The sequence below is a fragment of the Streptomyces sp. NPDC045967 genome (assembly GCF_056430495.1).
Window position 1 is genome coordinate 246499 of record NZ_JBWKLE010000001.1, and the last position, 25255, is coordinate 271753.

General features: G+C 71.6%; 29 protein-coding genes. 25 read left to right on the forward strand and 4 right to left on the reverse strand.

The genetic code is table 11. The annotated features are described in order from the left end of the window. The first annotated feature begins 5 nt into the window (after positions 1-5). From AC07FY_RS01260 to AC07FY_RS01325, 14 genes are all read left to right on the forward strand, one after another. The gene (locus AC07FY_RS01260) at positions 6-2813 is read left to right on the forward strand and encodes a hypothetical protein (RefSeq protein WP_478998921.1); all 2808 of its coding nucleotides are present in this window, start codon (positions 6-8) and stop codon (positions 2811-2813) included. Positions 2814-2888: 75 nt separating this feature from the next. After that, a complete protein-coding gene (locus AC07FY_RS01265; RefSeq protein ID WP_478998923.1) occupies positions 2889-3341 on the forward strand; it encodes a hypothetical protein in 453 nt (150 codons plus the stop codon). Between the two features lie 17 nt (positions 3342-3358). After that, on the forward strand, positions 3359-3823 hold the full coding sequence (locus tag AC07FY_RS01270; RefSeq protein ID WP_478998925.1) for a hypothetical protein: 465 nt from the start codon (positions 3359-3361) through the stop codon (positions 3821-3823). Between the two features lie 2 nt (positions 3824-3825). Beyond that, the gene (locus AC07FY_RS01275) at positions 3826-4320 is read left to right on the forward strand and encodes a hypothetical protein (protein WP_478998927.1); all 495 of its coding nucleotides are present in this window, start codon (positions 3826-3828) and stop codon (positions 4318-4320) included. Beyond that, positions 4317-4622: a hypothetical protein gene (locus AC07FY_RS01280; RefSeq protein ID WP_478998929.1), complete on the forward strand. Its 306-nt coding sequence runs from the start codon at positions 4317-4319 to the stop codon at positions 4620-4622. Before AC07FY_RS01275 ends, AC07FY_RS01280 begins: the two co-directional genes overlap by 4 nt. Further along, a complete protein-coding gene (locus tag AC07FY_RS01285) occupies positions 4619-6640 on the forward strand; it encodes a glycosyltransferase (RefSeq protein ID WP_478998931.1) in 2022 nt (673 codons plus the stop codon). The genes AC07FY_RS01280 and AC07FY_RS01285 overlap by 4 nt, the downstream gene beginning before the upstream one ends. A gap of 62 nt (positions 6641-6702) precedes the next feature. Further along, positions 6703-8070 carry a hypothetical protein gene (locus AC07FY_RS01290; RefSeq protein WP_478998933.1) on the forward strand — a complete coding sequence of 456 codons (1368 nt, stop codon included), beginning with the start codon at positions 6703-6705 and terminating at the stop codon, positions 8068-8070. A gap of 10 nt (positions 8071-8080) precedes the next feature. Then, the gene (locus AC07FY_RS01295; RefSeq protein WP_478998935.1) at positions 8081-8233 is read left to right on the forward strand and encodes a hypothetical protein; all 153 of its coding nucleotides are present in this window, start codon (positions 8081-8083) and stop codon (positions 8231-8233) included. 230 nt (positions 8234-8463) lie between these two features. After that, on the forward strand, positions 8464-9090 hold the full coding sequence (locus tag AC07FY_RS01300; RefSeq protein WP_478998937.1) for a hypothetical protein: 627 nt from the start codon (positions 8464-8466) through the stop codon (positions 9088-9090). A 2-nt stretch (positions 9091-9092) separates the two neighbouring features. Further along, positions 9093-9803 carry a hypothetical protein gene (locus AC07FY_RS01305; RefSeq protein WP_478998938.1) on the forward strand — a complete coding sequence of 237 codons (711 nt, stop codon included), beginning with the start codon at positions 9093-9095 and terminating at the stop codon, positions 9801-9803. Then, complete coding sequence (locus AC07FY_RS01310) at positions 9803-10609, forward strand: hypothetical protein (protein WP_478998940.1); 807 nt, start codon at positions 9803-9805, stop codon at positions 10607-10609. The genes AC07FY_RS01305 and AC07FY_RS01310 overlap by 1 nt, the downstream gene beginning before the upstream one ends. Beyond that, positions 10600-11196 carry a hypothetical protein gene (locus AC07FY_RS01315; protein WP_478998942.1) on the forward strand — a complete coding sequence of 199 codons (597 nt, stop codon included), beginning with the start codon at positions 10600-10602 and terminating at the stop codon, positions 11194-11196. Before AC07FY_RS01310 ends, AC07FY_RS01315 begins: the two co-directional genes overlap by 10 nt. Further along, complete coding sequence (locus AC07FY_RS01320; protein ID WP_478998944.1) at positions 11193-11357, forward strand: hypothetical protein; 165 nt, start codon at positions 11193-11195, stop codon at positions 11355-11357. Before AC07FY_RS01315 ends, AC07FY_RS01320 begins: the two co-directional genes overlap by 4 nt. 9 nt (positions 11358-11366) lie before the next feature. Then, on the forward strand, positions 11367-11744 hold the full coding sequence (locus tag AC07FY_RS01325; protein ID WP_478998946.1) for a hypothetical protein: 378 nt from the start codon (positions 11367-11369) through the stop codon (positions 11742-11744). 2 nt (positions 11745-11746) lie between these two features. On the opposite strand, the gene AC07FY_RS01330 is transcribed toward AC07FY_RS01325, so the two are convergent. Continuing rightward, entirely contained in the window at positions 11747-12637 is an 891-nt protein-coding gene (locus AC07FY_RS01330; protein WP_478998948.1) for a hypothetical protein, read from the reverse strand. A gap of 204 nt (positions 12638-12841) precedes the next feature. Here AC07FY_RS01330 and AC07FY_RS01335 point away from each other — a divergent pair, with 204 nt between their 5' ends. From AC07FY_RS01335 to AC07FY_RS01385, 11 genes are all read left to right on the forward strand, one after another. Next, the gene (locus AC07FY_RS01335; protein ID WP_478998950.1) at positions 12842-13384 is read left to right on the forward strand and encodes a hypothetical protein; all 543 of its coding nucleotides are present in this window, start codon (positions 12842-12844) and stop codon (positions 13382-13384) included. 5 nt (positions 13385-13389) lie between these two features. Continuing rightward, entirely contained in the window at positions 13390-13599 is a 210-nt protein-coding gene (locus AC07FY_RS01340; protein WP_478998951.1) for a hypothetical protein, read from the forward strand. Positions 13600-13694: 95 nt separating this feature from the next. After that, a complete protein-coding gene (locus AC07FY_RS01345) occupies positions 13695-16946 on the forward strand; it encodes a phage tail protein (protein ID WP_478998953.1) in 3252 nt (1083 codons plus the stop codon). Between the two features lies 1 nt (position 16947). After that, positions 16948-18189, forward strand: a complete 1242-nt coding sequence (locus tag AC07FY_RS01350; protein WP_478998954.1) for a hypothetical protein — start codon at positions 16948-16950, stop codon at positions 18187-18189. Position 18190: 1 nt separating this feature from the next. Further along, positions 18191-19342: a hypothetical protein gene (locus AC07FY_RS01355; protein ID WP_478998956.1), complete on the forward strand. Its 1152-nt coding sequence runs from the start codon at positions 18191-18193 to the stop codon at positions 19340-19342. After that, positions 19339-19629, forward strand: coding sequence for a hypothetical protein (locus AC07FY_RS01360; RefSeq protein WP_478998958.1), 291 nt, complete (start codon positions 19339-19341; stop codon positions 19627-19629). The genes AC07FY_RS01355 and AC07FY_RS01360 overlap by 4 nt, the downstream gene beginning before the upstream one ends. A 2-nt stretch (positions 19630-19631) precedes the next feature. After that, a complete protein-coding gene (locus tag AC07FY_RS01365) occupies positions 19632-20609 on the forward strand; it encodes a glycine-rich domain-containing protein (RefSeq protein ID WP_478998960.1) in 978 nt (325 codons plus the stop codon). Between the two features lie 188 nt (positions 20610-20797). Next, on the forward strand, positions 20798-21064 hold the full coding sequence (locus tag AC07FY_RS01370) for a hypothetical protein (protein WP_478998962.1): 267 nt from the start codon (positions 20798-20800) through the stop codon (positions 21062-21064). Then, positions 21064-21984 carry an N-acetylmuramoyl-L-alanine amidase gene (locus AC07FY_RS01375; protein WP_478998964.1) on the forward strand — a complete coding sequence of 307 codons (921 nt, stop codon included), beginning with the start codon at positions 21064-21066 and terminating at the stop codon, positions 21982-21984. Before AC07FY_RS01370 ends, AC07FY_RS01375 begins: the two co-directional genes overlap by 1 nt. An 18-nt stretch (positions 21985-22002) precedes the next feature. Beyond that, positions 22003-22236 (forward strand): holin, encoded by a 234-nt coding sequence (locus AC07FY_RS01380; RefSeq protein ID WP_478998966.1) that lies wholly within the window; start codon positions 22003-22005, stop codon positions 22234-22236. Further along, the gene (locus AC07FY_RS01385) at positions 22233-22610 is read left to right on the forward strand and encodes a hypothetical protein (RefSeq protein WP_478998968.1); all 378 of its coding nucleotides are present in this window, start codon (positions 22233-22235) and stop codon (positions 22608-22610) included. The genes AC07FY_RS01380 and AC07FY_RS01385 overlap by 4 nt, the downstream gene beginning before the upstream one ends. Before the next feature lie 42 nt (positions 22611-22652). Here AC07FY_RS01385 and hemC read toward each other — a convergent pair whose 3' ends face one another. Genes hemC through AC07FY_RS01400 form a run of 3 tightly spaced genes read right to left on the reverse strand, consistent with a single transcriptional unit; the run spans position 22653 to position 25148 of the window. Next, entirely contained in the window at positions 22653-23585 is a 933-nt protein-coding gene (hemC, locus tag AC07FY_RS01390) for a hydroxymethylbilane synthase (protein ID WP_478998970.1), read from the reverse strand. A gap of 17 nt (positions 23586-23602) precedes the next feature. Beyond that, positions 23603-24181, reverse strand: a complete 579-nt coding sequence (locus AC07FY_RS01395; RefSeq protein ID WP_478998972.1) for an O-methyltransferase — start codon at positions 24179-24181, stop codon at positions 23603-23605. Beyond that, a complete protein-coding gene (locus tag AC07FY_RS01400) occupies positions 24174-25148 on the reverse strand; it encodes a hypothetical protein (protein WP_478998973.1) in 975 nt (324 codons plus the stop codon). The genes AC07FY_RS01395 and AC07FY_RS01400 overlap by 8 nt, the downstream gene beginning before the upstream one ends. Between the last annotated feature and the right edge of the window lie 107 nt (positions 25149-25255).

Consider the following 25255-nt stretch of genomic DNA (forward strand, 5'->3'; position numbering starts at 1 on the left):
CGCCGGTGCCCCGAGTCGACGTCGAAGGCTCGCTCCTGTGCGACGTCTTGGCGGACGGCACGATCGCCGGCCAGGCCCTCGTGGAAGCCGTCTACGACACGACCAGCGGCGACCGCGTCGGCACCCGGACCGTGAACCCGGCGACCGGGGCCGCCTACGCCCCGGTGGGCACGCTCCAGCCCTGCCCGCCGCCGGACTCCTGCACGTGCGAGACGGTCCTGCTGTGCGACATCGAGCCGGCCGGCGCCTCCACGCCGTTCCTTCGGACCATCTGCCGCACCTGCACCGGCACCGCCACGGTGACCGACACCGCCCTGGACGGCACCACCACCTACGCCGTGCAAGGCGTCGTAGGCGTCTGCGACCCCACCCAGGACTGCGCCTCGCCGACGACCCCCGTCACCAGCGTCGGCCTGTGCCTCGCGGACGGTACGCCCATCGCCGTGACGATCGTCCGAGACTGCTCCGGCGCGGTCACCTCCGAAGGCTGGTTGAACCTCAACACTGGGGCATGGTCGGCCGGTGCCGTCCCAGCCGGGACCGTCGCGTGCGGTGACTCCCGCTCGATCCAGGTCTCGGGGACCTTCTGTGACGTCCTGCCGGACGGCACGGTCGCCGGCCTCGTCCTGGTGGAGTACAGCTACGACGACACCGGGGCGATCTCCTCGGTGCGCCTGGTCGACGCCGTCACCGGCACCACCTACACCCCGCAGGGCACCGTCACCACCTGCCCGGCCGACGTGCAGCAGCCCGAGCAGGACGCCGTGGTGCTGTGCGACGTCCAGGCGGACGGCACGGTCACGCAGTTCGTGCGGGACTACCGGCGCGACGAGCTCGGCGTCATCGTGGGGCACACGGACTACCTGTTGGACGGCTCCCCGTACCCGGCGACCACCGGCACGGTCGGTGTCTGCCAGCCGCAGACGTGCCAGGACTGCGAGACGCTGCTCCTGTGCGCGGAGGACCCCGCCACCATCACCGGCCAGGGACTCTCCTCCGGGACGCTCGCCAACGGCGTGACGTGGCAGGTGAAGGGCACCGCCACCCCCACCCCGAGCGCCCACAGCAACGGCGACGGCGCATGGTGGGGCAACACCGCGACCTTCCCGAATCCCAGCGTCACCCCGTACACGTTCACCTTCGACCGGCCGTCGGTCGTCGAGTTCTCCGTCTACATGGGCTACCTCAGCCCCGCGCCGGAGACAGACGACAACTGCATGCAGCTCCCGGCCGGCCTCGAGGTCGTCAGCCTCCCCGCTGGGTTCGTCTACAACGCGGCCACGGGCATGGTGTGCGTGAACTCCATGCAGGCCGCCGACCCGACCGGCGCCAACATGGCCAACCCGACCGTCGCTGTGTCGGCCCGGTTCCGCACCCCTGGCCCGGTGTCCACCCTGACGACCCGGTACCTGGGCCCCCGTAGGGCCGTCAGCGGGGCGTTCCGCACGGCCTGGGTCGGTGCGCTGGAGGTTACCGCGAGCGTGCAGTTCCTCCGCCGGATCTGCCGCGACTGCGAGGGCACGGTCACCAGCACGACGGACACCCTCCTCGACGGCACCACCGTGTACGCGCCACCGGGCGAGGTCGGCATGTGCCAGCCGTCGCAGGAGCAGCCCCCCGGGGCCGACACGGAGCCGCTGCTCCTGTGCCACACGGCTGCGGACGGCACCGTGACGCAGTTCCTCCGGCACATCACCTACAACGCCGACACCGGCGCCATGTCCGCCATCAAGGACACCCGCCTCGACGGCGCGACCCTCTTCGCCGTGGGCACCGGCACGGTCGGCCACTGCAATGACGACTGCTGCAAGCCCGTCCAGGTCTGCATCCAACAGGATCCGGTCCAGTCGGCCGAGTTCATCTCCAACGAGGACCACCGCAACGACAACACCGTGGACCCGGTGTGGAAGTGGACCACGGACCTCAACGCGGCCAACCCGCCCTGGTACGACATGTACCAGTACCAATACTCCGGCGCCTGGAGCGCGACGGACTCCGACACGGAGCGCCCGGCGTGGTGGGTGAGCCCGCACCCCTTCGGCGCGTCGGCGCAGGCAAGCCCGGCCCGGCCGAACGAGGGCCCGTCGCTGCTCAACGCCCACTGGTACCCGCGCGCGCACTTCGACCTGCCGGACAACGCCGACCCGGCAACCATCAAGGTCCAGGCGACAGTGTTCAACGCCGACCAGATCGGGCGTGCCTTCCGTCTCAATGGCGGCGCGTGGCAGACCCTCCCCGCCACGGCCACGCACAACGGGGTCACGTACACCTTCGGCCCCGACACCATCCCCGGTGCCACGGCCGGACGGAACTACCTCTACCTGGACGTCGAGGAGACCGTCGGCGGCGGCGCTGGGCTGATGGTGCACCTCAAGGTGTTCTACGAGGTGATCCCGGAGACTCGGTCCTGGACCCGGATGGTGTGCTGCGACGACTCGGTCTACTACATCGACGAGGACGGACAGCGGCAGGACAGCGTCCCCGACGGCTGGCACGTAGCCCCCTGCGGCGGCTCCACGGCCGAAAGCGACGACGGCACGCCAGCCGTCGTCTCCACCGGGGCCCGCAGCGTCACCGGCACCGCCCCCGTGAACCTGGCGGGCGAGTTCCCCGGCCTCCAGTCGGTGACCCTCCTCGTCTCCTCCGGCAGCGTCTTGGCCACCCTCACCAACGGCGCGAACGTGCCGATCCCGGCCGGGGCCAACGTGACGTGGTCCGTGACCAGGGACCAGGACACGGCCCTCGCCGCGGCCTCGTTCGCGGGCGCCGACGCCGGGACCGCGTACCTGCTGCTGTTCACCTACGCCTCCTGACCGCGAGCGCGGGGCCGCCGATCTGGTGGCCCCGTCTCTCCCCGATAGCACCGAGCAGACGAAGGAGGCGAGCGCATGACGGGCACCGCCGGAACGTTGCGACCGACCCCGCCGACCGGGCAGGCGTCCGGCGTCGTGGGCCTGGACGCCGCGCCCGCGAACACCTGGACCCCCGTCCCCGGGACGGACCTGGTGCTGCCGGCGGCCGGGCTCTACGAGGTGACCGCCGACGTGCAGGGGTCCATCGGCGGGACGGGCTCCTACTCCAACGCGATCATCGACGCCCGGATCTACGACATCACCGCCGGTGCCGTCGTTCCGATGGCGGGACGGCGCGTGATCCTCTTCTCCGACCACTCCACCGAGCCGGTCTTGCGCAGCATCCAGGCCAACGCCACCGCCGCAGCGCTCTACCAGGTGGCAGGCCCGAGGACGCTCCGGGTGGAGGCTTCGTGGCGTACCGACGCCGGTACCACCAGCGGCAAAGCCCTCTGGGCCCACTGCTTCCGCTTCAAGCGCATCACCTGACCCCTCTGGAGAGACCCATGGCAGGCACCAGCGGCGGCGTCTCCCTCGCCACGGACCGCGAGTTCGAGATCCTTTGTGACGACAACGGCGCGTTCCTGCGCCGGTACACCGTCGACGGGGCAGGCGTCACCGTGCCCGTGGACACCGACCTGGACGGCAACACGTACGCGGTCACCGGGACCGTAGGGCGCTGCGAGGCGACGGCTGCGGCGAACCCCGTCCTGGACGGCACGCTCCAGCGGCAGACCGGCGCGGGCACGGTGACGGTCCCGGCAGGCGCCCGGTCCGTGACGCTGGTCGTCCTCGCAGGGACAGCGGCCGTCTCCATCGGCGGCGGCGCGGCCGTCACCGTCCCGGCCGGGACCTCCCTCACGTGGGGCGTGGACCGAGGCGGCGACACGGGCGAATCCCTCCAGGACGCCTACGCCTTCACCGGGGTCGCGGGCAGCGACTTCCTCGTGACGTCCACCCGGGAGGTGTGAGTGTGACGGGGACGGACGGGAGCGTCACCAGGCCGGTGGACGGCTCGTGGGCGCAGACCCCCGTGGTGGCCATGACGCGCCCCCTCACCGGCGCGGACCGCGTGTGGGAGGCCGTCACCGAGCTGCCCGCCATCACGATCCCGCGCGCCGGGGTGTGGGTGGTGGACTTCCAGGTACGCGGAGTCGTCCAGCTCCCGGCCAACATGGCGCTCGCCCAGGGCCTCGGCGTGGTCGCTGGCCTCTACAAGGACGGCACGCTGATCGGCGGTTCGGAGGTGATGACCGCCTTCCACGCCACCGGTGCCAACGAGCCGATCTCACAGGTCCAGGCCACCGGCACCAGGCGGTTCGTCCACAGCTTCACCGCAGGGCAGACGATCCAACTCGCCGCGTACCGCGTCGGCCAGACCGGCACGGCCTCCGTGGTGAGCAACGGGGACGGCCGTAGCTACATCTCCGCCCACTGGATCGCCCCACCTGGGGACACCCCGGCATGAGCACGGCCGGAGACTACGAGGCACCCCAGCGGCGGGTGGAGCGGGCGACCGCCGTCACCGCCGCCAACGGCGTGGCCACCTTCAACTGGTCGGCCGGGGCGTTCAGCGCGCCCCCGGTCGTCACGATCGCCGTGGAGGCCGGCGACGGGTTCCGCTCGGCCCGGATCGCCTCCAACACGGCCACCCAGACCACCGTCCACGTCCTGGCCGCCTCCGGCGTCACGCTCCTCGGCATCGGCGTCCTGGCGGCTGGCGCGAACGCTCCCGGGGTCACCGTCCACGCCCACGCGGTGGCGCCATGAGGGGGAAGATCGCCATGCGCCTCCTGGTGGTCACCTCGGTCTACGACCAGGTGCCACCGGCGGGCGCGTTCGTCACGACCCGCGAGTACGTCCGGCACCTGGTCGCGGCCGGCCATGCGGTCGATGTGGTGACCACGGTGAAGGAGCCGGACGCCGAGCCGCGCGCGGAGGACGGGGTGAGAGTGTGGCCGCTGGGGTACTGGCGGCGTGCCGTACGCGCCGCACGGCCGCAGGTGATCGTCTCGCACCACCGGGACCCGAAGGGCGCGCGGATCGTCGCCCAGACGCCGGGTGTACCGCACCTGCTGATGGTGCACGGCATGTCCGAGGACCAGGACCTCGGCCGCCCGGACCTGGCTTGGTTCCCCTCGCGGGCCTGCCGCGCCCACTACGCGGACTACCGCGGCCCCGTCGTGGTGCTGCCCCCGCCGGTCGCCCCCCGCCTGTATCGGACGACGCCCGGCGACCTGGTGACCGTGAACGGGTCGACGCCGGCGAAGGGTGCCGACGTCGTCGCCGGGATCGCCGCCCGGATGCCCGACACCCGGTTCCTGATGGTGCGCACCCCGCGCCGCGAGGACCCGCTGGTGCCCGGCAACGTCGAGCTGATCGACCGGACCGACCCCCGGGAGGTGTACGCCCGGACCCGCATCCTGCTCGCCCCGTCCATGTCGGAGTCGTACGGGCGGGTCGGCGTGGAAGCGATGCTGTCGGGTATTCCGGTCCTCGCCGCGCCGCTGCCGGGGATGAAGGAAGCGCTCGGCAGGGCCGCGACGTACATCGGCAGGGGCGACGTCGCCCGGTGGGTGAAGGAGATCCGCCGTCTGTCCGCCCCGGACGCGTACGCGGCGGCGTCCGCCACCGCCCTCGCCCACGCAGCGACCGTCGACCATGCGGGGAGCTTGCGCGGCCTCGAGGAAGCGTGTTTCGGCCTGCTGCCCGCCAAGCTGCGCCGAGACCGCGCCCCGCGGCCTGTGGCGCGCGTCCGCCCCGCCGGGCCCCCGGATGCGGCGGACGTGGTGGCGTGGGTGCACTACGGCGTCCCGTACCGGCGGGCAGGGTCGGAAACGATGCTGCACACGATGATGCGGGCCCTCGCGGAGGCGGGCACCAGCGTCCTGGTGATCTGCTCCGAGATGCCCGAGGCACCCGCCACGTGGGACGTTGACGGCGTCCCGTACGTCCAGCTCAGCGCGGACGCTGCGGAGCCCCTGATCCGCCAGATGCGGCCGAAGTCCCTCGTGACGCACCATCACTACGCCTCGACGGCCATCATCTTGTCCCGGAGCGTGGGCGCCCGGTCGGTGCTGCTGGTGCACAACGACCACGAGCAGCCGGCCTTGCGGCTCGCCCCCGACCTGTGCGTCTACAACACCGAGTGGGTGCGGCAGTCGCTCGCGGAGCAGCACCCGCGGCTCGACCAGGTCCCCGCGCTCGTGGTCCATCCCCCGGTGATCCCGGAGGAGCACCGTGCGCCGAGGACGGGCAAGCACGTCACGCTGGTGAACCTGAACCGGCACAAGGGCGTCGGCACCTGGCGGCGGGCTGCGGCGATGCTGGGAACGCTGCCGTTCCTCGGGGTGACGGGCGCGCACGGTGTGCAGGTGACCCGCCCGGCCAGCCGGAACGTGCGGATCATCGCGCAGACGTCGAACATGCGGCGCGACGTGTGGGAGCGGACGCGGGTCCTGACCGCGCCGAGCATCTACGAGTCGTTCGGCATGGCGGCGGTGGAGGCGTTGGCCTCGGGTATCCCGGTCATCGCCCACCCGACCCCCGGTCTGCGTGAAGCCCTTGGAGAGGCCGGGACGTTCGTGGACCGGGCCGACGTCCCCGCGTGGACGGCGGCGATCCGGACGCTGTACCGCGACGGGCCCGAGCGGGCGCGGATGGTGGCGGCGGCGGGCGAACGCAGCGCGTTCCTCGCCGAGCAGTCCCGCCGTGAGCTGGAGTTGTGGGTCGAAGCGATGGTGAGCACCGCGGCCCACCCCGGGGGTGCGCCGGGGTCGCGCCGCTAGACTCGCTGGTGTAGCCGCTGGTTCTGGGCCGGGCCGCTCCTGTCGACGGAGAAGGAACCCCCATGAGCAAGTGCTGCGGCGCTGAGCGGTGCACCTGCCGGGTCACGGCCGGACCGGGCGTCACGGTCGACGGCAACGGCTCGCCCGGTGCCCCCTACGTCATCAGCTCTACCGGCGGCGGTACGACCGCGCTCGCCGTCACCGACTCCGCGACGGTGGACCTTGGGCTGACCGGCACCGGCGCGGCCGGCGACCCGTACACGGTGACGGCCGACGTCATCCTCGACCCGACTCCGCCCGGCGGGGGAACGAACCTCATCCAGGAGGGGCCCGAGGGCCTGTTCCTGGAGTGCGAGCAGGTTCGCGGCTGCATCTCCGCCGGGGACGGCGCCGCGTACGACCCGGCGACCGGTGTCGTCTCCGCCCGCCTCTCCAACGACCCGGGGAACAGCACGACCTTCGGCACCGACGGAGGACTGCTCACCCCTGCCCCGGCGGCGACCCCGCTCACCGTCACCGACTCGACGACCCTGGACCTGACGCTCACCGGCACCGGCGCCCCCGGCGACCCGTACAACGTCACCGGGGCGGTGATCCTCGACCCCACGCCTCCGGGGGGCGGCGCGAACCTTATTCAGGAGGGGCCCGAGGGCCTGTTCCTGGAGTGCGAGCAGGTGCGGGGCTGCTTCACCGCCGGGGACGGCGCGGCGTACGACGACACCACGGGTGAAATCGACGCTCGTCTGTCCGCCGACGCCGGGAACACCGTCGTCTTCGGTGGCGACGGAGGGCTGTTCGTTCCCGCTCCGGCCGCCCCGGAGGTGGGCTGTGGCCTCCAGGGCGACGGCTCGGCCGGGGCCCCGATCGAGGCGTTCCCGATCGCGGGTGACCGCGCGTGGGTTACCGACTGGACCTGTGACGCTGCGGCGAACTCCACGCTGCACTGTGACCCGTCCACGGGCGCCCTGTGGACGCCGCCCGAGCACACCAGCGCGGCTGTCACGATCCAGCAGAACCACCCGCTGGGCACGCCCACGGTCGGCGTCACGACCGGCTTCGTCATCGTGGACCCGTCGGCTTGGGCGGAGGGCGCCTACACCGCCGACAGCCTGAGCGCCTGCCGTGGGATCACGTTCTCGACGCGGTTCATGGGGCACGTCGAACTGACCTGGCCGGCGAACGCCCAGTTCGAGCTGGGCTACGCGGTACAGATCAACGGCGGCGGCCTGGCCGTGCGGGTTACCCACGGCGTCTACGTCGCTGGTCCGGCCCGGCGGGAGCGGTACAGCTTCGGCGTTTCCCAGGCGGCCGTGCTGCCCCCGCACACGAGCTACGCGGCGCGGGTCTACCCGGCGGTCCGCGTGATGGCCGGGACCGTCACGTTCAACCAGTGGATCACCGACACCGACCTGATCGCCATGACCCGGTAAGGAGACTGACGTGCGCTATTTCATCAACGACAGCGGCGGGTGGATGTCCGTCGGCGGGGATGCCGACGCGTTTCCGATCGTCCCCGACGGTTACCGGGAGGTGGACGAGGCCGAGTTCCACGAGGCGGCCGGAACCATCTTCCTGCCCGCGCCGACGGGCTGAGCCGGCCAGCGCTCTGCGGCGCCGTCTCCCTCCAAGGGGGCGGCGCCGCTTGTGTGCTCGGCCCGGTGGTGGCGGGCGGTGCGCGGCTATGCTGGACGCGTCGCCGCTGGTTTTGGGCCGGGCCACCAACGCAAGACTGTTGGAGGCCCCCAGTGCCCTGTCCCTTGATCGCCAACGCGGACACGATCCGCGTCACCCGGGTTGACGGCTGTGGTCGCCCAATCTGCGGTGTGGACAACGGATTCGTCTTCGACTGCTTCGCCACCCTCGCGATGAACCCGAACGTCGAGGAAGGCGAGGACGTCGAGTACAAGGCCGCGAACGGCCGGATCTGCGGCTTCAAGCGTGGCTGCCCCTCGTTCCGGGGCTTCGACCTGGAGCTGTCGTTCTTCTCCGTGAGCCCGGAGTTCATCGAGATCACCACCGGCAACCCGGTCGTCTACGGCTTCGACGGGCAGCCGATCGGTTACGACGACTGCTCGGTCCAGTGCAACTCCGGCTTCGCCATCGAGCTGTGGGCCGAGGTGCTGGGTGCTGACGCCTGTGCCGCCGAGGGCGCCGGCGAGGGCGCGTGGATCTACTTCCTGATGCCGTGGGTCAGCAACGGCCAGCTCGGCGACTTGGAGATCGGGTCCGAGGCTGCGGCGCTGACGCTGACTGGCAACACCCGGGCAGGCGGCGGCTGGGGTACGGGGCCGTACGACGTCATGCCGATCAACGCGGCCGGCACCGCCGGGCCGCTCCTCACCCCGCTCGGCCCGACCTGCCACCGGCGGACGTTCGTCACCACGACCCCGCCGCCCGAGCCGGTCTGCGACTACACGCCGGTCACCGGCGGCCTCTGCCTGGCGTCCTGACCGTGGGCGCGCCGGACATCGTGGTCCCCGTGCGGGAGGGGCCCGTCAACCCGCAACTGCGGTTCGCGCTGCGGTCGTGGGCGGCGAACCTCCCGCACGGTCGCGTGTGGGTGGTGGGCCACAAGCCGCCGTGGCTCCACGATGTCCGGCACCTGCCCACCCGGCAGACGGGCACGAAGTACCAGAACACCACCGCGGCGGTGCGGGCCGCGTGCGAGCACCCCGAGGTCAGCGAGACGTTCCTGCTCTGCAACGACGACATGTTCGCCATGCGCCCACACCCGGACGGGATGCCGGTGCTGCACCGCGGCCCCGTCCGCGACGTCGAGCGGTACTACGCGGCCCGCGCCAACGGCCTGTATCTGCGGGGGATGCGGGAGACGGCCGCGCTCCTGGCCGAGCTGGGCCACCGGGAGCCGATGTCGTACGAGCTGCACGTCCCGCTGCCCGTCGACAAGACCGGCATGTTGAAGGCCCTCGACATCGGCCGGCACCTGGACGTGCTGCACAAGCGGACGATGTACGGCGTCCTCGCCAGCCTGGGCGGAGAGCAGATCGAGGACGTAAAGATCCTGCACCGCGCGCCGAGATTCCCGGCCGACTCGCCGTGGCTGTCGACCATGCCCGACTCGTTCAGCCACGGGCATGTCGGGCAGTACATCCGCCGGACGTTCCCCGAGCCGTCCCGGTACGAAGCTCCAGGGAGGCGCTGATGCCGCTCCAAGTCGGCCCGTGCGAGGCGTGGCCCACCGAGCTGTGCTGCGACATCCCTGAGGGGGTGGAGGAGGCGGACGTCGAGCGGTGGACGCTCGTAGCCTCGATCATCCTGTGGGGCCTGTCCGGGCGCCGCTGGGGGCCGTGCCCGGTCACGGTGCGCCCGTGCCGCCGCTCGTGCGTGGAATCGACCGTGACGAGCTTCCAGGCCGGCGTCGGCACCGGCCCGTGGGTGCCGTACATCGGCGTCGACGGCATGTGGCGCAACGCCTCCGGCTGCGGCTGCAAGTCGGACTGCTCCTGCGGCGAGCTGTGCGAGGTCTACCTGCCGGGCCCGGTGTACGACGTCGTGGAGGTCCGGGTCGACGGCGAGGTCCTGGTCCCCGAGCAGTACCGGGTCGACGCCCCCGGCAAGCTGGTGCGCACCGATGGCGAGTGCTGGCCGGACTGCCAGGACATGGCCGCGCCGGTCACCGAGCCCGGCACGTTCGCGGTGACGTACCGGTGGGGTCTGCCGCTCGATGAGGCGGCCATCGCGGCCGTGAGCGAGCTGACGTGCCACCTCCTCAAGGGGTGCGCGCCGGGCGGGTCCTGCGGGTGCAAGACGAACAGGAACCTGACCCGGATCGTGCGGCAGGGCATGGAGATGGAGATGCCCGATCCGACGTTGATCTACAGCGAGGGCCGGACGGGTCTCCCGCTGACGGACATGTGGCTCGCGATGGTCAACCCGTACCGGCTGACGAGCCCAAGCCGCGTCTACAGCCCCGACTACAAGAGGCCGAGGGTGACGACGTGGCCCTGACCCCGCTGGCGATCCACGAGCTGACGGAAGCGGTCCTCGGCTGCGTCTGCGTCGCGCTCGACCAGACCGCGGCCCTGGTCGACGGGCAACCCGGCTGCCCCTCGTGCCGGGCCTGCGTCGTGCCGGGGCAGCCGGCGTGGGACACGTGCGACGACCCGTGCAGCGACGAGGCGGCCGGCGGGCAGCTCACCGTGTCGGTGGCCCGCATCTACCCGTCGAGCGACCTGGACTTCCCCGGCGAGTCGCGGATCGTGCAGGGCGTGCGCGGCTGTGTCCCGCCTCCAATCACCGCGCTGGAGGTCGTGGTCACCCTGCTCCGGTGCGCGCCCACCTTCAGCGAGCAGGGCTGTCCGCCCTCGTGCACCGAACTGTCGGCGGCGGCCCAGGCCCTGCACGTCGACATGGTCACGGTCTACAACGCGCTGCTGTGCTGCCTGCCCGGGACGGAGCAGCGGCGGCGCGGTCGCCGCTTCGTGATGGGCGTTCAGCGGACGGTCGGGCCGGAAGGCGGTTGCGTCGGCCTGGAGCAGCGCGCGACCGTGGCCCTGCCAGGCTGCGCCCCGTGCCCGGCCGAGGAGTCGCCGTGAAGATCAGCGAAGTGATCGCCCGCCTTCACCGAATGTGGGAGGAGCACGGCGACCTGGAGGTCCGGGCGTACGACTACTCCGACATCAGCCCGTCGCCGGTCGAGACGCCCGAGGTCGAGACGAACGGCGCGGGCGAGACGTACGCCCTGCTCCGCCCGTAGGAGGCTGCTGTGCCTGTTGAGGTGAGGATCGACCCGGGCCGCATCGCGCGGACGCTGCGGCTGCGCAACGGCGTCGTGGCCCGCCGGCTCGCGGAGCGCACGCAGCGGACGGCGCGGATCGCGGAGCGCGAGGCCCCCGGCACGATGGGCCGGTACATCACGTGGAAGGTGGAGAGCGGGCCGACGGGCCTGCAGGGCGTCATCGTCTGCGACCACCCGGCGACTCGCTTCGTCCTCGACGGGACCCGGCCGCACATCATCCGGCCGCGCCGCAAGAAGGTCCTGCGGTTCGAGATCCGTGGCCGCGAGGTGTTCGCCGCCTATGTCCGCCACCCCGGCACCCGGGCTAACAACTTCCTGGCCAGAGCACTGCGAATGGGGCGCTGAGATCAGATTGAGCCGCCGAGTTCTTCGCGGGCTGCGCGCACGAATTCGCTTCGCGCCCGCTCCAACTCGGCGGTCCACACCTCGTAGTCGCTCCGGAGGCGAGGGCGCCCGCGAAAGTGCATGGTGAGCAGAACCTGCCGGTCTCTGTGGTTGAGCTCAGGACTCAGCCCGTTCATCGCACCGTAGGCTTCGGCCGTGAGCTCAGCCAACCCGTCGTCCAACTCGCCGGGCGCGTATCTGGGATCGCCGTCATAGGAGCCGTTCATGATGGCCACTTGTACGCGCACGAGACTCTCAAGGAATGCGCGGGCTCGCTGGGCGGATTCGCTCAGGTCCCCGGGGCGCCGCGGCTCGATCGGCTGGGCGGAGGCGTCACCCGCCCAGTTCCCCTCACTCATCTCGACCAGCTGCTGCCAGGCCCGCTCCATCACCGCTTCGCTCTGATGGGCCTCAGCCACAAGAAAGGCGTGGGTGAGGATGCTGTCTGCGGTGAACGCGAGGTCGCTGGGGCCTTCGAGGTCCACGACGACGTAGGCGGCGCGCAGCGCGGCCTTGGTTCTCTCGACCTCTGCCATGAGCGTGGCCAGGGTGGAGCGGTCGGAACTCACCTCCGTTATGAGCTGGGCGGCAGCCTCGCGGGCCTGATGATCCGCCAGGAGGAAGGCCGCGTAGGCGTCTCGCTGGGTGCCGCGCCGCCACTGGCTGTGAGATGCCGCCGCTTGAGCTGTCACCGCGTCCAGCGCCGCGCTGTACGTGGCCTGTGCTTGCTCGATGCCCGCCTCGGCAGTTTTCAGCGTGGCTTGCATCTGCCAGCGGCTGGAGATCAGAACGACTGGGACACTGGCCAGAGCGACGCCGGCGGCTGCGAGAGCACCGATTCCTTGAAGATCCATGGGCTGATCGTGCCGTAGGCGAGGACAGCACCGCACCTGAATGGGTCGCGCCCTGCGCCAGGGCCGCTGACCGGGAAATGGCCGGGGCCCCTGCCTCATGGCAGGGCGGCTCGGCCCGCCAGTGCGGTTTGTCGGGTGTTCTACCCTTCGCCGTACGCCGCTGGTTTTGGGCCGGGCGTCCGCGCGGTGAGAGAAGGGCTACCCGTGGCCAAGAAGCAGTTCGCACTCAACACGTCTCCCCACGAAGCCGAGATCGGCGACGTCACGCTCCAGTTCCTGCCCGAGGTCATGGGCGACGAGTTCCTGGACACCTATGCCAGCCTCCAGGACACGACGAAGCGCCTGAGCATCGACCTGTCGGACATGGCGAACGTGGACCTGGCGCAGGTCCGCGAGACGACCCAGGCGCTCCGCGTCTTCCTGGCGAAGCTGATGCTGCCGGAGTCCGCCGAGAAGTTCGCCCGCTGGGAGGTCAAGGTCGGGGCGAAGGTCGTCAGCAGCCACTCCGACCCGGACGAGGCCCGCGAGGCGGCGGAGACGAAGAAGAACGCCAAGGTCGTGGACGCGGGGATGCGGCTGCCCGACCGGGTCCTGGTCGAGCTGCTGGAGTGGGTAGTCGAGCTGTACGGAGGCGGCCAGCGCCCTCCTACGTCGTCCAGCGGCTCTGCGCCAGCATCATCGAGTCCTGGACCGAGTGGGAGGGCGGGCTCGCGCTCCAGGGGGTCGATGTCCACGCGTGGCCGCTGAGGGTCATGCTCAGTGCCGCCGAGGCGTCCATCGACGCGAGCGCGGAGGACGACAACGAGCGGGCCAGGAACCGGGCGAAGCTGTACGCGCCGCCGAAGGGTTCCCGCCCGCAGGGCCGCCGTCTGCGGCCTCCGGCCATGGCCATGGACCGGAGCGACGCGCAGGCGATGATGGCCCGTCTCGCGGCGGAAGACGCCCGCCTCGGGGCCGGATAGCAGCTTCGCCCCGAGGGGGCACCACTCCCACCAGCTAGTCTGGTCATCGCCGCTGGTTTTGGGCCGGGCAACCACCGCTTTCGCGTGAGGTTGCCTTGGCCGAGGACGAGGACTATGGCGTCGGCCGCATCCGCATCGTCCTTGACGACGCCGATGCGGTCGCCGACGCGCGCGACCTCGGCATCCGCATTCAGCGGGCGCTCGACCGCAGCACCCGCAACGTCGGCACCGCGATCCGACGGAACATCCAGAACGGCCTGAACCGTGCGGCCGTCAGCGTCACCGTCCTGCCGGACCTGCGCCGCTTCGACTCGGCGCTCCTCACCGGCCTGCGGTCGCTGGAGTCCATCAACCTGCCGGTCGCCCCCGACCTGACGGGGTTCCTCGAGCGCATCCGCGCGCTCCTCGCCGGCGAAGAGGTCTCGATCCGGGTCGTCCCGGATCTCGATGACCTGAACGAGCGGATCCGGGCGCACAACGCGCCGGACGTCACGGTCGGCGTCGACGTCGACACCAACCGGCTCTCCCGGGCCCTGTCCGGCCTCGGCGGCATCGCTGGCCGGGCGGCGGGGGCGCTCGGCGGGCTGCTGCGGATCGGCGCGATCGGCATCGCCGCGGCGGGCGCCGCGCAGGGTTTCATCGGCCTGGCGGCGGCTCTCGCCCCGGCGGTCGGCATCCTCGCCGCATACCCGGCGGTCGCCCTCGGCGTTCAGGCTGCGCTCGGCGCGCTGAAGCTGGCCCTGTCCGGCGTCCAGGAGGCGTTCGGCGCGGCGCTGACCGGCACCGCCGAGCAGTTTCAGAAGTCCCTCGAGGGCTTGTCTCCGGCGGCGCAGTCGGCCGCGCGGGAGGTCCGGGCCCTCAAGCCCGCCTTCGAGGCCCTGCGCAAGAGCGTCCAGGAAGCGTTCTTCTCGCAGCTGAAGGGGGAGATCACCAAGGTCGCGTCGGCGCTGCGTGGCCCGCTCCAGTCGGGCCTGACCGGCATCGCGTCGGCCTGGGGGCGGGCGGCGCTGGGGGTCACCGGCTACCTCCAGGGCGCGAAGGGCGTCGCCAACGTCAAAAGCATCCTCGGCGGCGCGGAAGCGGCCGTCGGCGGCCTCGCGACGACCACGAACAAGCTCACCGCGGGCGTCCTCCAGGTCGCGGCCGTCATCAGCGACCGGTTCGGCGCCGAGCTGGCGTCGGGGATCTCGGGCGTCGGTGAGCGGTTCGGCCTGTTCCTCCAGCGGATCGCGTCGGGCGGCGACGCGGTGCGCTGGGTCGACCAGGCGCTGACCGTCTTCGCCCAGCTCGGCGACATCATCGGGAACGTCGGCTCGATCCTGTCCGGCGTCTTCGGCGCCGCGCAGGTGTCCGGCGGCGGGCTCCTCGGCAACATCCAGGAGATCACCCGGTCGTTCGCGGCGTTCGTCAACTCGGCCCAGGGCCAGACGGCGATCACCGGCCTGTTCCAGACGGTCGCCACGATCGCGGCGCAGCTCGGCCCGATCCTCGCTGCGGTGGTCACCCAGGTCGGTGCCATCGCGCCCGCCCTCGGCCCCGTCTTCTCCACCCTCGGCCCGGCGATCGTCGGCCTGGTCAACGCGCTCGGCCCCGCGCTGGCGGCCATCGCGCCCAGCCTCCAGTCCGTCGCGAGTGCCTTGGCCGGCGCCTTCGCCGCGATCGGCCCGAGCCTCGGCCCGCTCGGTGCGTCCATTGCTGCGGTGATCAACGCGCTGGCCCCGCTGCTGCCGCTGGCCGGTCAGCTCGTCGCGGTCCTGGCGCAGGCGCTGGCTCCGGTCCTCTCAACCCTGGCCGCCGCTTTTGCCCCGATTATTACCGCTTTGGTCGGCGCGCTCATGCCGATCTTGCCGCCGCTGGCGGCTGCCTTCTCGGCGCTGGTCAAAGCGATCTCCCCCTTGGCGGTCGGCATCGGCCAGGCCCTCGCCGAGATGATCGGCGGGCTGGCCCCGCTGCTGACGAGCCTGGTCGGCGTGGTCACTCGGCTGGTGGCGGCCTGGGTGCCGCTGATCAGCATTGTCATTGCCGGGCTGCTGCCCGCCCTGCCGCCGCTGGTCGACGCCTTCAACGCCGTCGTCAGCGCGCTCCTGCCGCTGCTCCCGCCGATCGCCGGCCTGGTCGAGGCGATCGCTCCGCTGAGCGCGATGCTGCTGCGGATGCTCGTCCCGGTCATCCAGGTCGCGGCGGCATTCGCGTCCTGGACCACGATCAACGTCACGGTCCCGATCATCCAGGCCGTCGTCGCCGTCCTCGCCGGGCTGGTCAACGGACTGTCGGCGACGATCACATTCCTGATCAACCTGCCGGGCCGGATCTCCTCCGCCCTGAGCACGATGGCGTCGGCCGTGACCGGCTTCTTCTCGTCGCTGTTCACGACCCTCGGCGCCGCCCTGACCACCGGCTTCAACGCGGTGGTCAACTTCTTCGTGCTGTTGCCGGGCCGGATCCTCGCCGGGCTGGCGGCCCTGCCTGGCCTGCTGGTCGATCTGTTCGTGAACGCGGTCGCGGCCGTCGGTATCGCGCTGCTCACCGCCGTGGCCGCCGTGATCTTCATTTTCACCGAGCTGCCGGGGCGGGTCTACAACGCACTCGTGTCGCTGGGCTCGCGGATCCTCACGGCCTTCGGGAACGCCTTCAACTCGGCGCGCGCGGCGATCTCGTCGTTCCTGTCGCAGGCGGCCTCGTTCTTCTCCCAACTCCCCGGCCGGGTGGCGTCCGCCTTGGCCGCGCTGCCGGGCCGGGTGCGGGCGATGTTCACCTCGGCCGGCTCCTCCGCGCTGTCGTCGGCCCAGTCGCTCGGCTCGTCGGTGGTCAGCTTCTTCTCGGGCCTGCCCGGCCGGATCGCCTCCGCGCTCAGCTCGATCGGCTCGCGGATCGCTGGGGCGTTCCGCAGCGCGGTCGGCTCCGCCCGGTCCGCCGTGAGTTCGCTGATCTCCAGCGTGGTCGAACTCTTCTCGACGCTGCCCGGCCGGATCGTCAGCAGCCTGGGGAACATCGGCGCCCGCATCGTTTCGAAGATCAAGGGTGGGCTGCCGTCAGCGGTGCGGAACCTGCTCCCGTTCGCCAACGGCGGCATCGTCACGCAGCCGACAGCCGCGCTGATCGGCGAGGCGGGCAAGGAAGTCGTCCTGCCTCTCACGCGGCCGGCGCGGACAGTCGAACTCGCCCAGAAGTCCGGCCTGCTCGACCTCCTCGCCAGGCGTGGAGCGATCGACAGCGGGGGCCGCTCCGCGACCGTCGCCGGAGACCGGCACGTCACGCACACCTGGAACATCTCGACGCCGGCGCAGGACTCGCGGGTCCTCGCCGAGTACCTGTACGGGCAGATGGCACGAGCGGCAGGGGTGTGACGTGATCAGCGATTACGCCGACTTCGGATGTACGGAGATCATCAACTCCGCCAGGGCCGCGGCCTACGCGGAACCGTCGTGCCTGCTGACGAGCTGCGCCCCGTGCCCGGACCTGGCGACCGTCCTGAACGATCCGCCCTACGTGGACCCGGTGTCTGACCCGGCGCCCTGGTACGACTCCGCAGTCCCGGAGTCGGCTGACTTCCTGGGCGTCATGGGCATGGAGGTCTCCGGGTTCTCCCAGTCCACGCTGTCCCGGGACCCGGTCCAGCTCGTGGGCGACGGTGCCGCGCTCGGCGTCGCCCGGCGTTCCCACCGGGAGATCACGTACACCGTCCTCCTCCTGGCCCTGGATGAGTCCGCCCTCGCCTACGCCCTGGAGTGGCTGGCCTCCGCGCTCCGCGGCGCGCCGTGCGAGGGGAGTTGTGGCGGGGATGAGCTCGGCGTGTTCGCGTGCTGCCCGACCGGGGACGGCACGGCGGAGCTCCGGCACCTCTTCGGCGTCGGCCTCATGAACGGCCCCTCCATCACCTCCGTGCGGCACTACCCGGAGGGGATCATCGCGGAGGCGACTTTCACCCTGGCGGCCTCCGTGCCGTACATCTACCGGGAGCCGTTGCAGACGCTCACGGACTGGGTGGACCTGGCCGCCGGCGCCCTGGTGACCGTGGACCCCGACGAGATATACGGGGACTGCGTGGAGGCGGACCCGTGCCTCCAGGACCCGCTGTGTCCGCCGCCGCCGCTACCGATCCGGGCGCCCGTGCCGGTGGACCCGTGTTACCCCACCGGGAGCGCCGAGTTCCGCCGCTCGGTGTTGGCGCTCTCCCCGCAGGATCAACCGGAGTGGCTGGAGGCCGTGCCGGTCCTGGAGCTGGACACCGGCGGGAGCGCGCTGCGCCGCCTGGTGGTCCGGTTCTGGGCCAACCCGCTCGGCGGGGACTGCTCGGAGGTCGCGGACCCTTGCGCGGCCTGCACCGACATCCAGATTCCTTACCTGCCAGCCGGGGCGAAGTTGGTCGTGGACGGCCGTACGCAGACGGCGGAGGTGGAGTGCGGGGCGGGGTCCCTGGATGCCTCCGTGAGCGCCCCGACGCTGTACGGGCCCCTGGGGCAGTCGTTTGAGTGGCCCGTCTTCTCCTGCCCCACCGGCGTGTGCATCGAGATCCTGTCCACCGCGGCGACCACGGCCGCGGACGCACGGGCCCGAGTGCTCCTCGTCCCCCGATCGGACGTGGGCTGACATGGCCGTCCTCGGGTGCGCACAGGAGTACCGGGCCGTCATCCACTGGCGGGGCGGCTCGTTGCCGTTCACGTCGCCGGGCGTCGCCTCGCTCACCGCCGTCTCCTGGAACCGGACGCTGAACGACACGGCGGAGGCGTCCATCACGATCGCCAAGGGGGCGGCCGGCGCGGCGTGCTGCGCGGACCTCGGCCGTATCGAGCCCTTCGCCCATGACCTCTCGATCTACCGGGACTCGGAGCTGGTGTGGCAGGGGCCGGTTCTCCGGGTGACGGAGAACCGGACCCGGTTCGTCGTGGAGGCACGGGACGTCACGGAGTGGCTGGCCCGCACCGTGAACACCACCCTGCTCCGCTACGTCAGCACCAACGCGGCCGACCCGAAGCGCCAGGCGCCGGTCCAGCAGATCGCGGAGTCCATCATCCGGGAGAACCTGCTCGGCGGCCTGTTCGCCTCCAGCCCGGACTGGCCGCGGATGGTGCCCTACATCGTCCGCCAGGACGACACGGTCAACGTCCGTTTCGAGAAAGACGGATCGGCCGATACCGAAATCTGGATCGTGCCCATCCTCCGAATCCTGGATGAGGAGCTGGTCCCGCGCGGACTGGAGTACACCACCGTGGGGCGCGCCCTGGTCCTCGGCCGGCCGCAGACGACCGCCGACGTGGCCCAGGCCCGCCTGACCCTCGACGCGTTCGCCGGTGACGTGGAGATCGTCCGGGACGGCACGAACGCCGCCAGCCTCGTCTGGGTCACCAATCAAGACGATCAGGACATCACTGGCAAGCAGTTCGGCGTGTCCGGGGTCGTCTCCGGCGTGTACGGCCGGCTGGACCACCTCATCCGTACGAACGCCGAGGGCCTGACCGCCTACGACCTGTGGCAGATCGCCCGCGGCTCCTACACCGGCCGCAACCCGGTGCCCACGAGCCTGCGCATCCCGGACGGCGCCGGCCTCGCCACGACGGCGCCGGTGACCATGCGCCAACTCGTGCCCGGCGTACGGATCGACGTGGCCGCCACCGGCATGTGCATGGGCGTGTCCCAGCCCTACCGCCTCTCGGACGTGGACGTGGACTGGGGCGACAACGGCGAAAACGTCGGCGTCTCCCTCATCCCGCTCGGTGACCCCTTCGTAGGAGACCCCCCGTGACCGCCCTCCCCGGCCAGCGAGCCGCCCAGCGCACCGTACGCGCCATGACCTCCACCCAGCGGGCCCTGGGCCGCTCCGCCCAGGCCGGCACCGGCGGCCTCGCGGCCACGGCCGGGTTCGGGTGGGTGGACGGCGCCCACTTCGACGTGGACCTCACCGCCGAGCCCGGTCACCAGGCGCAGCCCCGGACCCTCGCGTGCGGGTGCGCCGGCCGCTGCCTCGGCCAATGCCCACCGCCCGGTGAGGACCAGGACCCCGAGACCGACACCCAGGAAAGGCAGGGATAGACATGGCCCGATGCGGATGCCAAGGGGGATGCTCCTGCGCCCTGCAAGGTGCGGGCGCCGTCAACGTCACCGGCAACGGCTCGGCCTCCACCCCGTTCGTGGTGAGCGTGGACCTGGAGGAACTGCTCCAGGCGGGGCCCGGGATCACGTACGACCCGGCGACCGGGACGATCAGCGTGTCCCTGTCCACGGACCCGGGCAACGCGACGACGTTCGGCGCAGATAACGGCCTCTTCACGTTCAGCGGCGGCGCCGGTGGTCCGATCGCTTTGTGCGATGAGTACTTCACGACGGACGTCGCCGGGGACATCTGCCTCAAGCCCGGGTCGATGGGGCTCCGGCAGATCCTCACGTTCGACACGGCGGGGTCGTTCCAGTTCACGAAGGCGACGTATCCCTGGCTGGCCCGGGTCCGGGTGAAGGTCCAGGCGGGCGGCGGAGGGTCGGCGGGTGCTGCTGCCGCTGCCAGTCAGTCGATCTGGGGTGCGGGCGGTGCGGGTGGCGGCTACTCGGAGAGTCTGGTCGACGTCGCGGCGCTCGCGGCCGTGGAGAACATCGTCGTCGGGGCCGGTGGTGCCGCGGGGGCCGCCGCTAACGGTGCTGGCGGGGCGGGCGGCAACTCCAGCTTCGGCACTCACGCGACCGCGCTCGGCGGTGGCGGTGCGGCGGCGTCGATGCCCACGGGGGCCACCGTGACCACCACGAGCGGCACGGCCGGTCCTGCTGCGGGCGCCGGACAGTTCGCCATCGGCGGCGGTTCCGGAGAGGGCGCGATCCGGCTGACCGGAAACGCCGGTCTCGGCGGTGCGGGCGGCGCATCCCACCTCGGCTATGGCGGCGCCTCGCGTGCGACAGCGGGCGTGGGCATCGTCCCGCGCGGCTACGGCGGAGGCGCGGGAGGCTCCGCCTCCGCGAACGGAGCGGGCCAGGCCGGCCGGGCGGGCGGTAGCGGAATCGTCATCGTGGAGTTGCACGGATGAGCCAGAAACCCGTCCCTCCGGCGAGGGTCACCGCGAGCCCCGGACACCCCGTGTCCGGACAGTGTCCGGACAGTGTCCGCGCAGGTCAGGGCCCTAGGGCTCGGAGCCCGGACCCGTGTCCGGACACGCCCGCAACCACTGTCCGGACAGTGTCCGGACGCGCTGATCCCGCTCCGCTGGAGGTCCTCATGTCTCAACCCAATGCGGCCGTCGGCCGCATAGTCCACTACGTCTCGCACGGGACTCCCGTGCGTAGCGACGGCTCCCAGGCATTCCCGGCGCAGTGCCGCGCCGCGATCATCACCGAGGTCGACGCCGACGACCCGGGCCGCGTCGGACTCGCCGAGCTCAACCCGACCGGCACGCTCTTTCACCCGCTGTCGGCCGGCGGGTGCGTGCTGGCCGATTCCGGCGGCCAGATCGCCGGGTCCTGGCACTGGCCGGAGCGTGTGTGATGGCTCCTCCTATGACCGCTGCCCGTCTCGTCCAGGCTCTCATCGATGAAGGTGTGATCGTCGTTGAGGTCGGGGACTGGGAGCACCACAACAGGAACTCGCGCGGCCCGTGGGGGCCGGTGCACGGGGTGATGATCCACCACACCGTCACCCGGGGAACGGCGCACACCGTGGGCCTCGTACAGCGGGGGTACACCGGGCTGCCGGGGCCACTGTGCCACGGCATGATCGCGAAGGACGGTCGCGTCCACCTCGTTGGCTACGGCCGAACGAACCACGCCGGCCTGGGGGACCCCGACGTCCTGGCGGCCGTCATCGCTGAACGGCCCCTGCCTACGGACGACGAGGCAACGGTCGACGGGAACCGGCATCTGTACGGCTTCGAGTGCGAGAACGAGGGCGACGGCGTCGACCCGTGGCCGGTGGCGCAACTCGATGCGATCGAGCGGACGGCCGCCGCGCTCTGCCGCGTGCACGGCTGGTCGGCCGCCTCCGTCCTTGGGCACCTGGAGTGGCAGCCCGGGAAGGTCGACCCGAAGGGCTTCACCATGGCGTCGATGCGGCAGCGCATCGCCGCCCGACTCGGGCACGCCGCGCCCGGCCAGCCCCCCACGCCGGTCCGCCCGAAGGTCTCCCTGTCCCGCCTCATCGCTGCCGCGAAGTCGAACCCGGCGATGGCCGGTACCCCGGTCACCTACGCCGGGGTCCTCACCGTCGAGGCGGCCCTAGTGGACGAGGGGCTTCTGGCGAAGCGGCTCCAGGACGGGCACTACGGCTCCACCACAGTCACGGCGATGAGCAGGTGGCAGGAGGCATGCGGGTACCGCGGCCGACTCCCCGGCCAGGCCGCAGACGGCATACCCGGCCGGTCGTCTCTCACCCGGCTCGGCGACAAGCACGGTTTCGACGTCATCAACTGACCTGCAAAGGACACGATCATGGCAAATGCACCTGTTGAGAAGAAGGTCACTGCGGCATCCGCTGCCGCCTACCTCGGATCGACTGGCCTCCTGGCCAGCCTCGCCGCCGTCCAGGACAACGCCCGGCTGATCGAGTGGGTGCCCGACGGCTTGAGCCCGTTCCTCCTCGCGCTCATCCCCACGGCGATCACGTTCGTCGCCGGGTGGAAGGCCAAGCACACGCCGCGCCACGCGGTGAATGCCGGCCGGTGAGCATGGAGACGGGCATCCCTGCGCTCGATACGGCGCTGGTCTGGGGCGGTGCGCTCTCCCTCGTCACCGCCCTTGGCACCGTTGGCTGGCGGCTGCTGTCTGGGGCGCTCAAACTCGGCCGCCGTATGGACGTGTTCATGGACGACTGGTACGGCGAGGATCAGCGTCCCGGGGTGCCCGGCCGCCCCGGCGTCCTTGAACGCGTGAGTGGGATCGAGGAGCGTCTCGGGCGCGTCGAGCACGAGCTGTATCCGAACTCGGGCGGGTCGCTGCGGGATGCCGTGGACCAGGCGAACGAACGACTCGCACGCCTCTGTCTGGACCAGTCGGACCAAGAGTGCGATCCACCGCCGGGCCCGACCCTCAGCCCGTGACCGAGGGCCCGCCCCCTACGACTCCGGGGGGCGGGCCCTCGCTCAGTGCGCGATGCTGTCGATCACGTCGCGCGCGCCCTGTCGGAGTAGGGCCACCGCCACGGACGTCCCCAACGTGGCCGGATCGAGGCGGCCGGCCCACTCGTGGGCGTTCAGTACGGTCTTGCCGTCCGGGGAAAACACGCAGGCCCGCAGCGACAGTTCCCCGCTGCCCTCCACGCGCGCGTACCCGGCGATCGGGGAGTTGCAGTGACCTTGGAGGACGTGGAGGAGCATTCGCTCTGCCTGGGTCTCCCGATAGGCGTCGCGGTCGCCGAGCCCGCTGATGAGGTCGATCAGCTCTGTGTCGCCCTCGCGGCACTGGAGTGCCAGGACCCCGGCGCCGATGGGCGGCATCATCGCCTCTGCCGACAGGATCTCGGTGATGACGTCCGTACGGCCGATCCGCTCCAGGCCGGCGACGGCCAGGAGCAGCGCGTCGGCTTCGCCGGCCTCCAGCTTCTCCAGGCGCCGGTTGGCGTTGCCGCGCATCGGGACGCAGCCCAGGTGCGGGTGGGAGGCGGCGAGCTGGGCGATGCGGCGTACGGAGGAGGTGCCGATCCGGGTTCCGGGCGGCAGCTCGTCCAGGGTGAGGCCGCCGGGGTGGATCAGGGCGTCCCGGATGTCGTCGCGCTTGAGGAAGGCCGCGAAGACCGTTCCGGCCGGGAGGGGCCTGTCGGCGGGTACGTCTTTGACGCAGTGCACCGCGAGGTCCGCGTCCCCGGAGATGAGGGCGGCGTCGACCTCCTTGGTGAACGCGCCCTTGCCCTCGACCTGGGCCAGGTCGCCCATCCATTTGTCGCCGGTCGTCTTGACCGGCAGCACGGTCGTCTCGACGTTGGGGTGGAGCGCGGCCAGTTCGGCGCGGACACGCTCCACCTGGGCGAGTGCCATCGGCGAATCGCGGGAGACGATGCGAATCAGATCACTGGGCATGAGGGCACGATAGACCCTCAGATCCGGGCGGCGACCACCAGCCCGGAGGCCCAGTTCATGGGCGTGGCGCGCCAGTTGGGAACTTCGGGCAGCCGTTCGAGGAAGCCGTCCACCCTGGGCTGGTGGTCCTTCGGCCATGTGGCCTGGGGCAGCATGTCGTCCACCACGTACAGGGCGCCCGGCTTGAGCAGAGCCAGGAGATCCGGCAGACGGAGGTACTTCCCGGGCCTGCAATCTACGTACGCGAAGTCGAACGTGGGCGCCGACTGCTGCTCGGTGAGCCAGGCATCCGCGTCCGCATGGACGAACTCGATCCGAGGGTCGTCGCCCAAATGGCGCCGCGCGATGGCCTGGACGTCCTTGTCCGCCTCCACCGTCGTCAGGCGAGCGTCGGCGGTCATGCCGGCGGCCAGCCACGCGGCCCCGGCCCCCACGCCCGTACCCAACTCCACGAAGTGGCCGCCGGGCTTGGACGCGGCGAGGGTGGCGAGGAGGGAACCGGTGCGGTCCTCGCAGGACATGGAGAAGTCGGCGTGGGCGGCGTCCGCGAGGATCGCGTCCAGCCGCGGCGGGCGGGTATGGGGCGCGTCATGCACGGCCGGCCTCCAGGTACTGGGCCGCTGCCTCGGCGGCGAAGGTGAGGACCTGGTCCGCGCCGGAGCGCTTGAGCATGGTCAGGTACTCCACCATCCCGGACGTGCCGAGAGCCTGGAGCGCGGCCCACTCCCCGGACGTGGAGTACGCGACGATCGGCACGCGCTGGTCGTCGCGGAGCCGCACGAGGACGTCCACGGCGGTCATGACGGGCTGGAGGGTGAGGGAGTCGGCGCCCTCCGTGATCCAGCGGCGGGCCTGGATGATCGTGTCCCGGTCCGCGCGGCCGGGTTCGAGCTGGAGGCCGCGCCGGTGGCCGGCCCGGGGGTCGGTGTTCATGAGGGCCTTGAACGGGCCGTAGAGGCTGGTGTGGATGGCCAGGTTGGGGTTCACCCCCACGTCGCGGTGGCCCGCGGCGTCGAGTGCCTGGCGGACGGCCCGGATCGAGCCTTCCAGCATGGCCGTGGGGGACACGCAGTCCGCGCCGGCCTCCGCGTGCAACACGGCCATGGCGCCCATGAGGCGGTACGTCGCCTCCAGGTCGATGTCCCCGGCGTCGGTGCGGAGCACGCATTGCCCGTGGTCCGTCCACGAGCAGCCGCACACCTCGGTCGTGACGGCCGTGGTCGGCGCGGCCTCCTTCACGGCCTGGACGGTCCGGATCATCCGGTTGTCGGGGGCCGTGGCGCCGGTGGCGTGTCCGTCGCGGTCGTGCCCGAAGGCGAAGACCTTGACGCCGCGGATGCCGAGGTCCGCCCAGCGGGCCACCGTGGCGGGGACGTCGGAGAGCTGGACGGCGCCGGGCAGCGAGGTCGCCCCCGTGTTGCCGTCGGGGAGGGAGAGTAGGGGTGCGCTGAGGTCCGCGGCCGTGAGCGGCGGACGGCTGTAGAGGGCCCGTACGACGTCACGGGCGCGGGAGGGGTTGATGCCATCGGGTGTCGGCGCAGAGCGCTCGAAGAGGACGGTCATGGGTGGAGTACATCCCGACGCGAGGCCGGCAAATAGACCCCGCCGGGGATACCCACCGTGGGGGCGTGAACGGCGCCAACCATGCGCCCCGAAGGCGCTGTTGCCGG

Coding starts and splice junctions, on each gene's coding strand:
- AC07FY_RS01285 (WP_478998931.1), top strand. CDS start 4,619: ATGAGGGGGAAGATCGCCATGCGCCTCCTGGTGGTCACCTCGGTCTAC.
- AC07FY_RS01365 (WP_478998960.1), top strand. CDS start 19,632: ATGGCCCGATGCGGATGCCAAGGGGGATGCTCCTGCGCCCTGCAAGGT.
- AC07FY_RS01310 (WP_478998940.1), top strand. CDS start 9,803: ATGCCGCTCCAAGTCGGCCCGTGCGAGGCGTGGCCCACCGAGCTGTGC.
- AC07FY_RS01270 (WP_478998925.1), top strand. CDS start 3,359: ATGGCAGGCACCAGCGGCGGCGTCTCCCTCGCCACGGACCGCGAGTTC.
- AC07FY_RS01290 (WP_478998933.1), top strand. CDS start 6,703: ATGAGCAAGTGCTGCGGCGCTGAGCGGTGCACCTGCCGGGTCACGGCC.
- AC07FY_RS01370 (WP_478998962.1), top strand. CDS start 20,798: ATGTCTCAACCCAATGCGGCCGTCGGCCGCATAGTCCACTACGTCTCG.
- AC07FY_RS01355 (WP_478998956.1), top strand. CDS start 18,191: ATGGCCGTCCTCGGGTGCGCACAGGAGTACCGGGCCGTCATCCACTGG.
- AC07FY_RS01380 (WP_478998966.1), top strand. CDS start 22,003: ATGGCAAATGCACCTGTTGAGAAGAAGGTCACTGCGGCATCCGCTGCC.
- AC07FY_RS01375 (WP_478998964.1), top strand. CDS start 21,064: ATGGCTCCTCCTATGACCGCTGCCCGTCTCGTCCAGGCTCTCATCGAT.
- AC07FY_RS01330 (WP_478998948.1), bottom strand. CDS start 12,637: ATGGATCTTCAAGGAATCGGTGCTCTCGCAGCCGCCGGCGTCGCTCTG.
- AC07FY_RS01400 (WP_478998973.1), bottom strand. CDS start 25,148: ATGACCGTCCTCTTCGAGCGCTCTGCGCCGACACCCGATGGCATCAAC.
- AC07FY_RS01340 (WP_478998951.1), top strand. CDS start 13,390: ATGCTCAGTGCCGCCGAGGCGTCCATCGACGCGAGCGCGGAGGACGAC.
- AC07FY_RS01280 (WP_478998929.1), top strand. CDS start 4,317: ATGAGCACGGCCGGAGACTACGAGGCACCCCAGCGGCGGGTGGAGCGG.
- hemC (WP_478998970.1), bottom strand. CDS start 23,585: ATGCCCAGTGATCTGATTCGCATCGTCTCCCGCGATTCGCCGATGGCA.
- AC07FY_RS01265 (WP_478998923.1), top strand. CDS start 2,889: ATGACGGGCACCGCCGGAACGTTGCGACCGACCCCGCCGACCGGGCAG.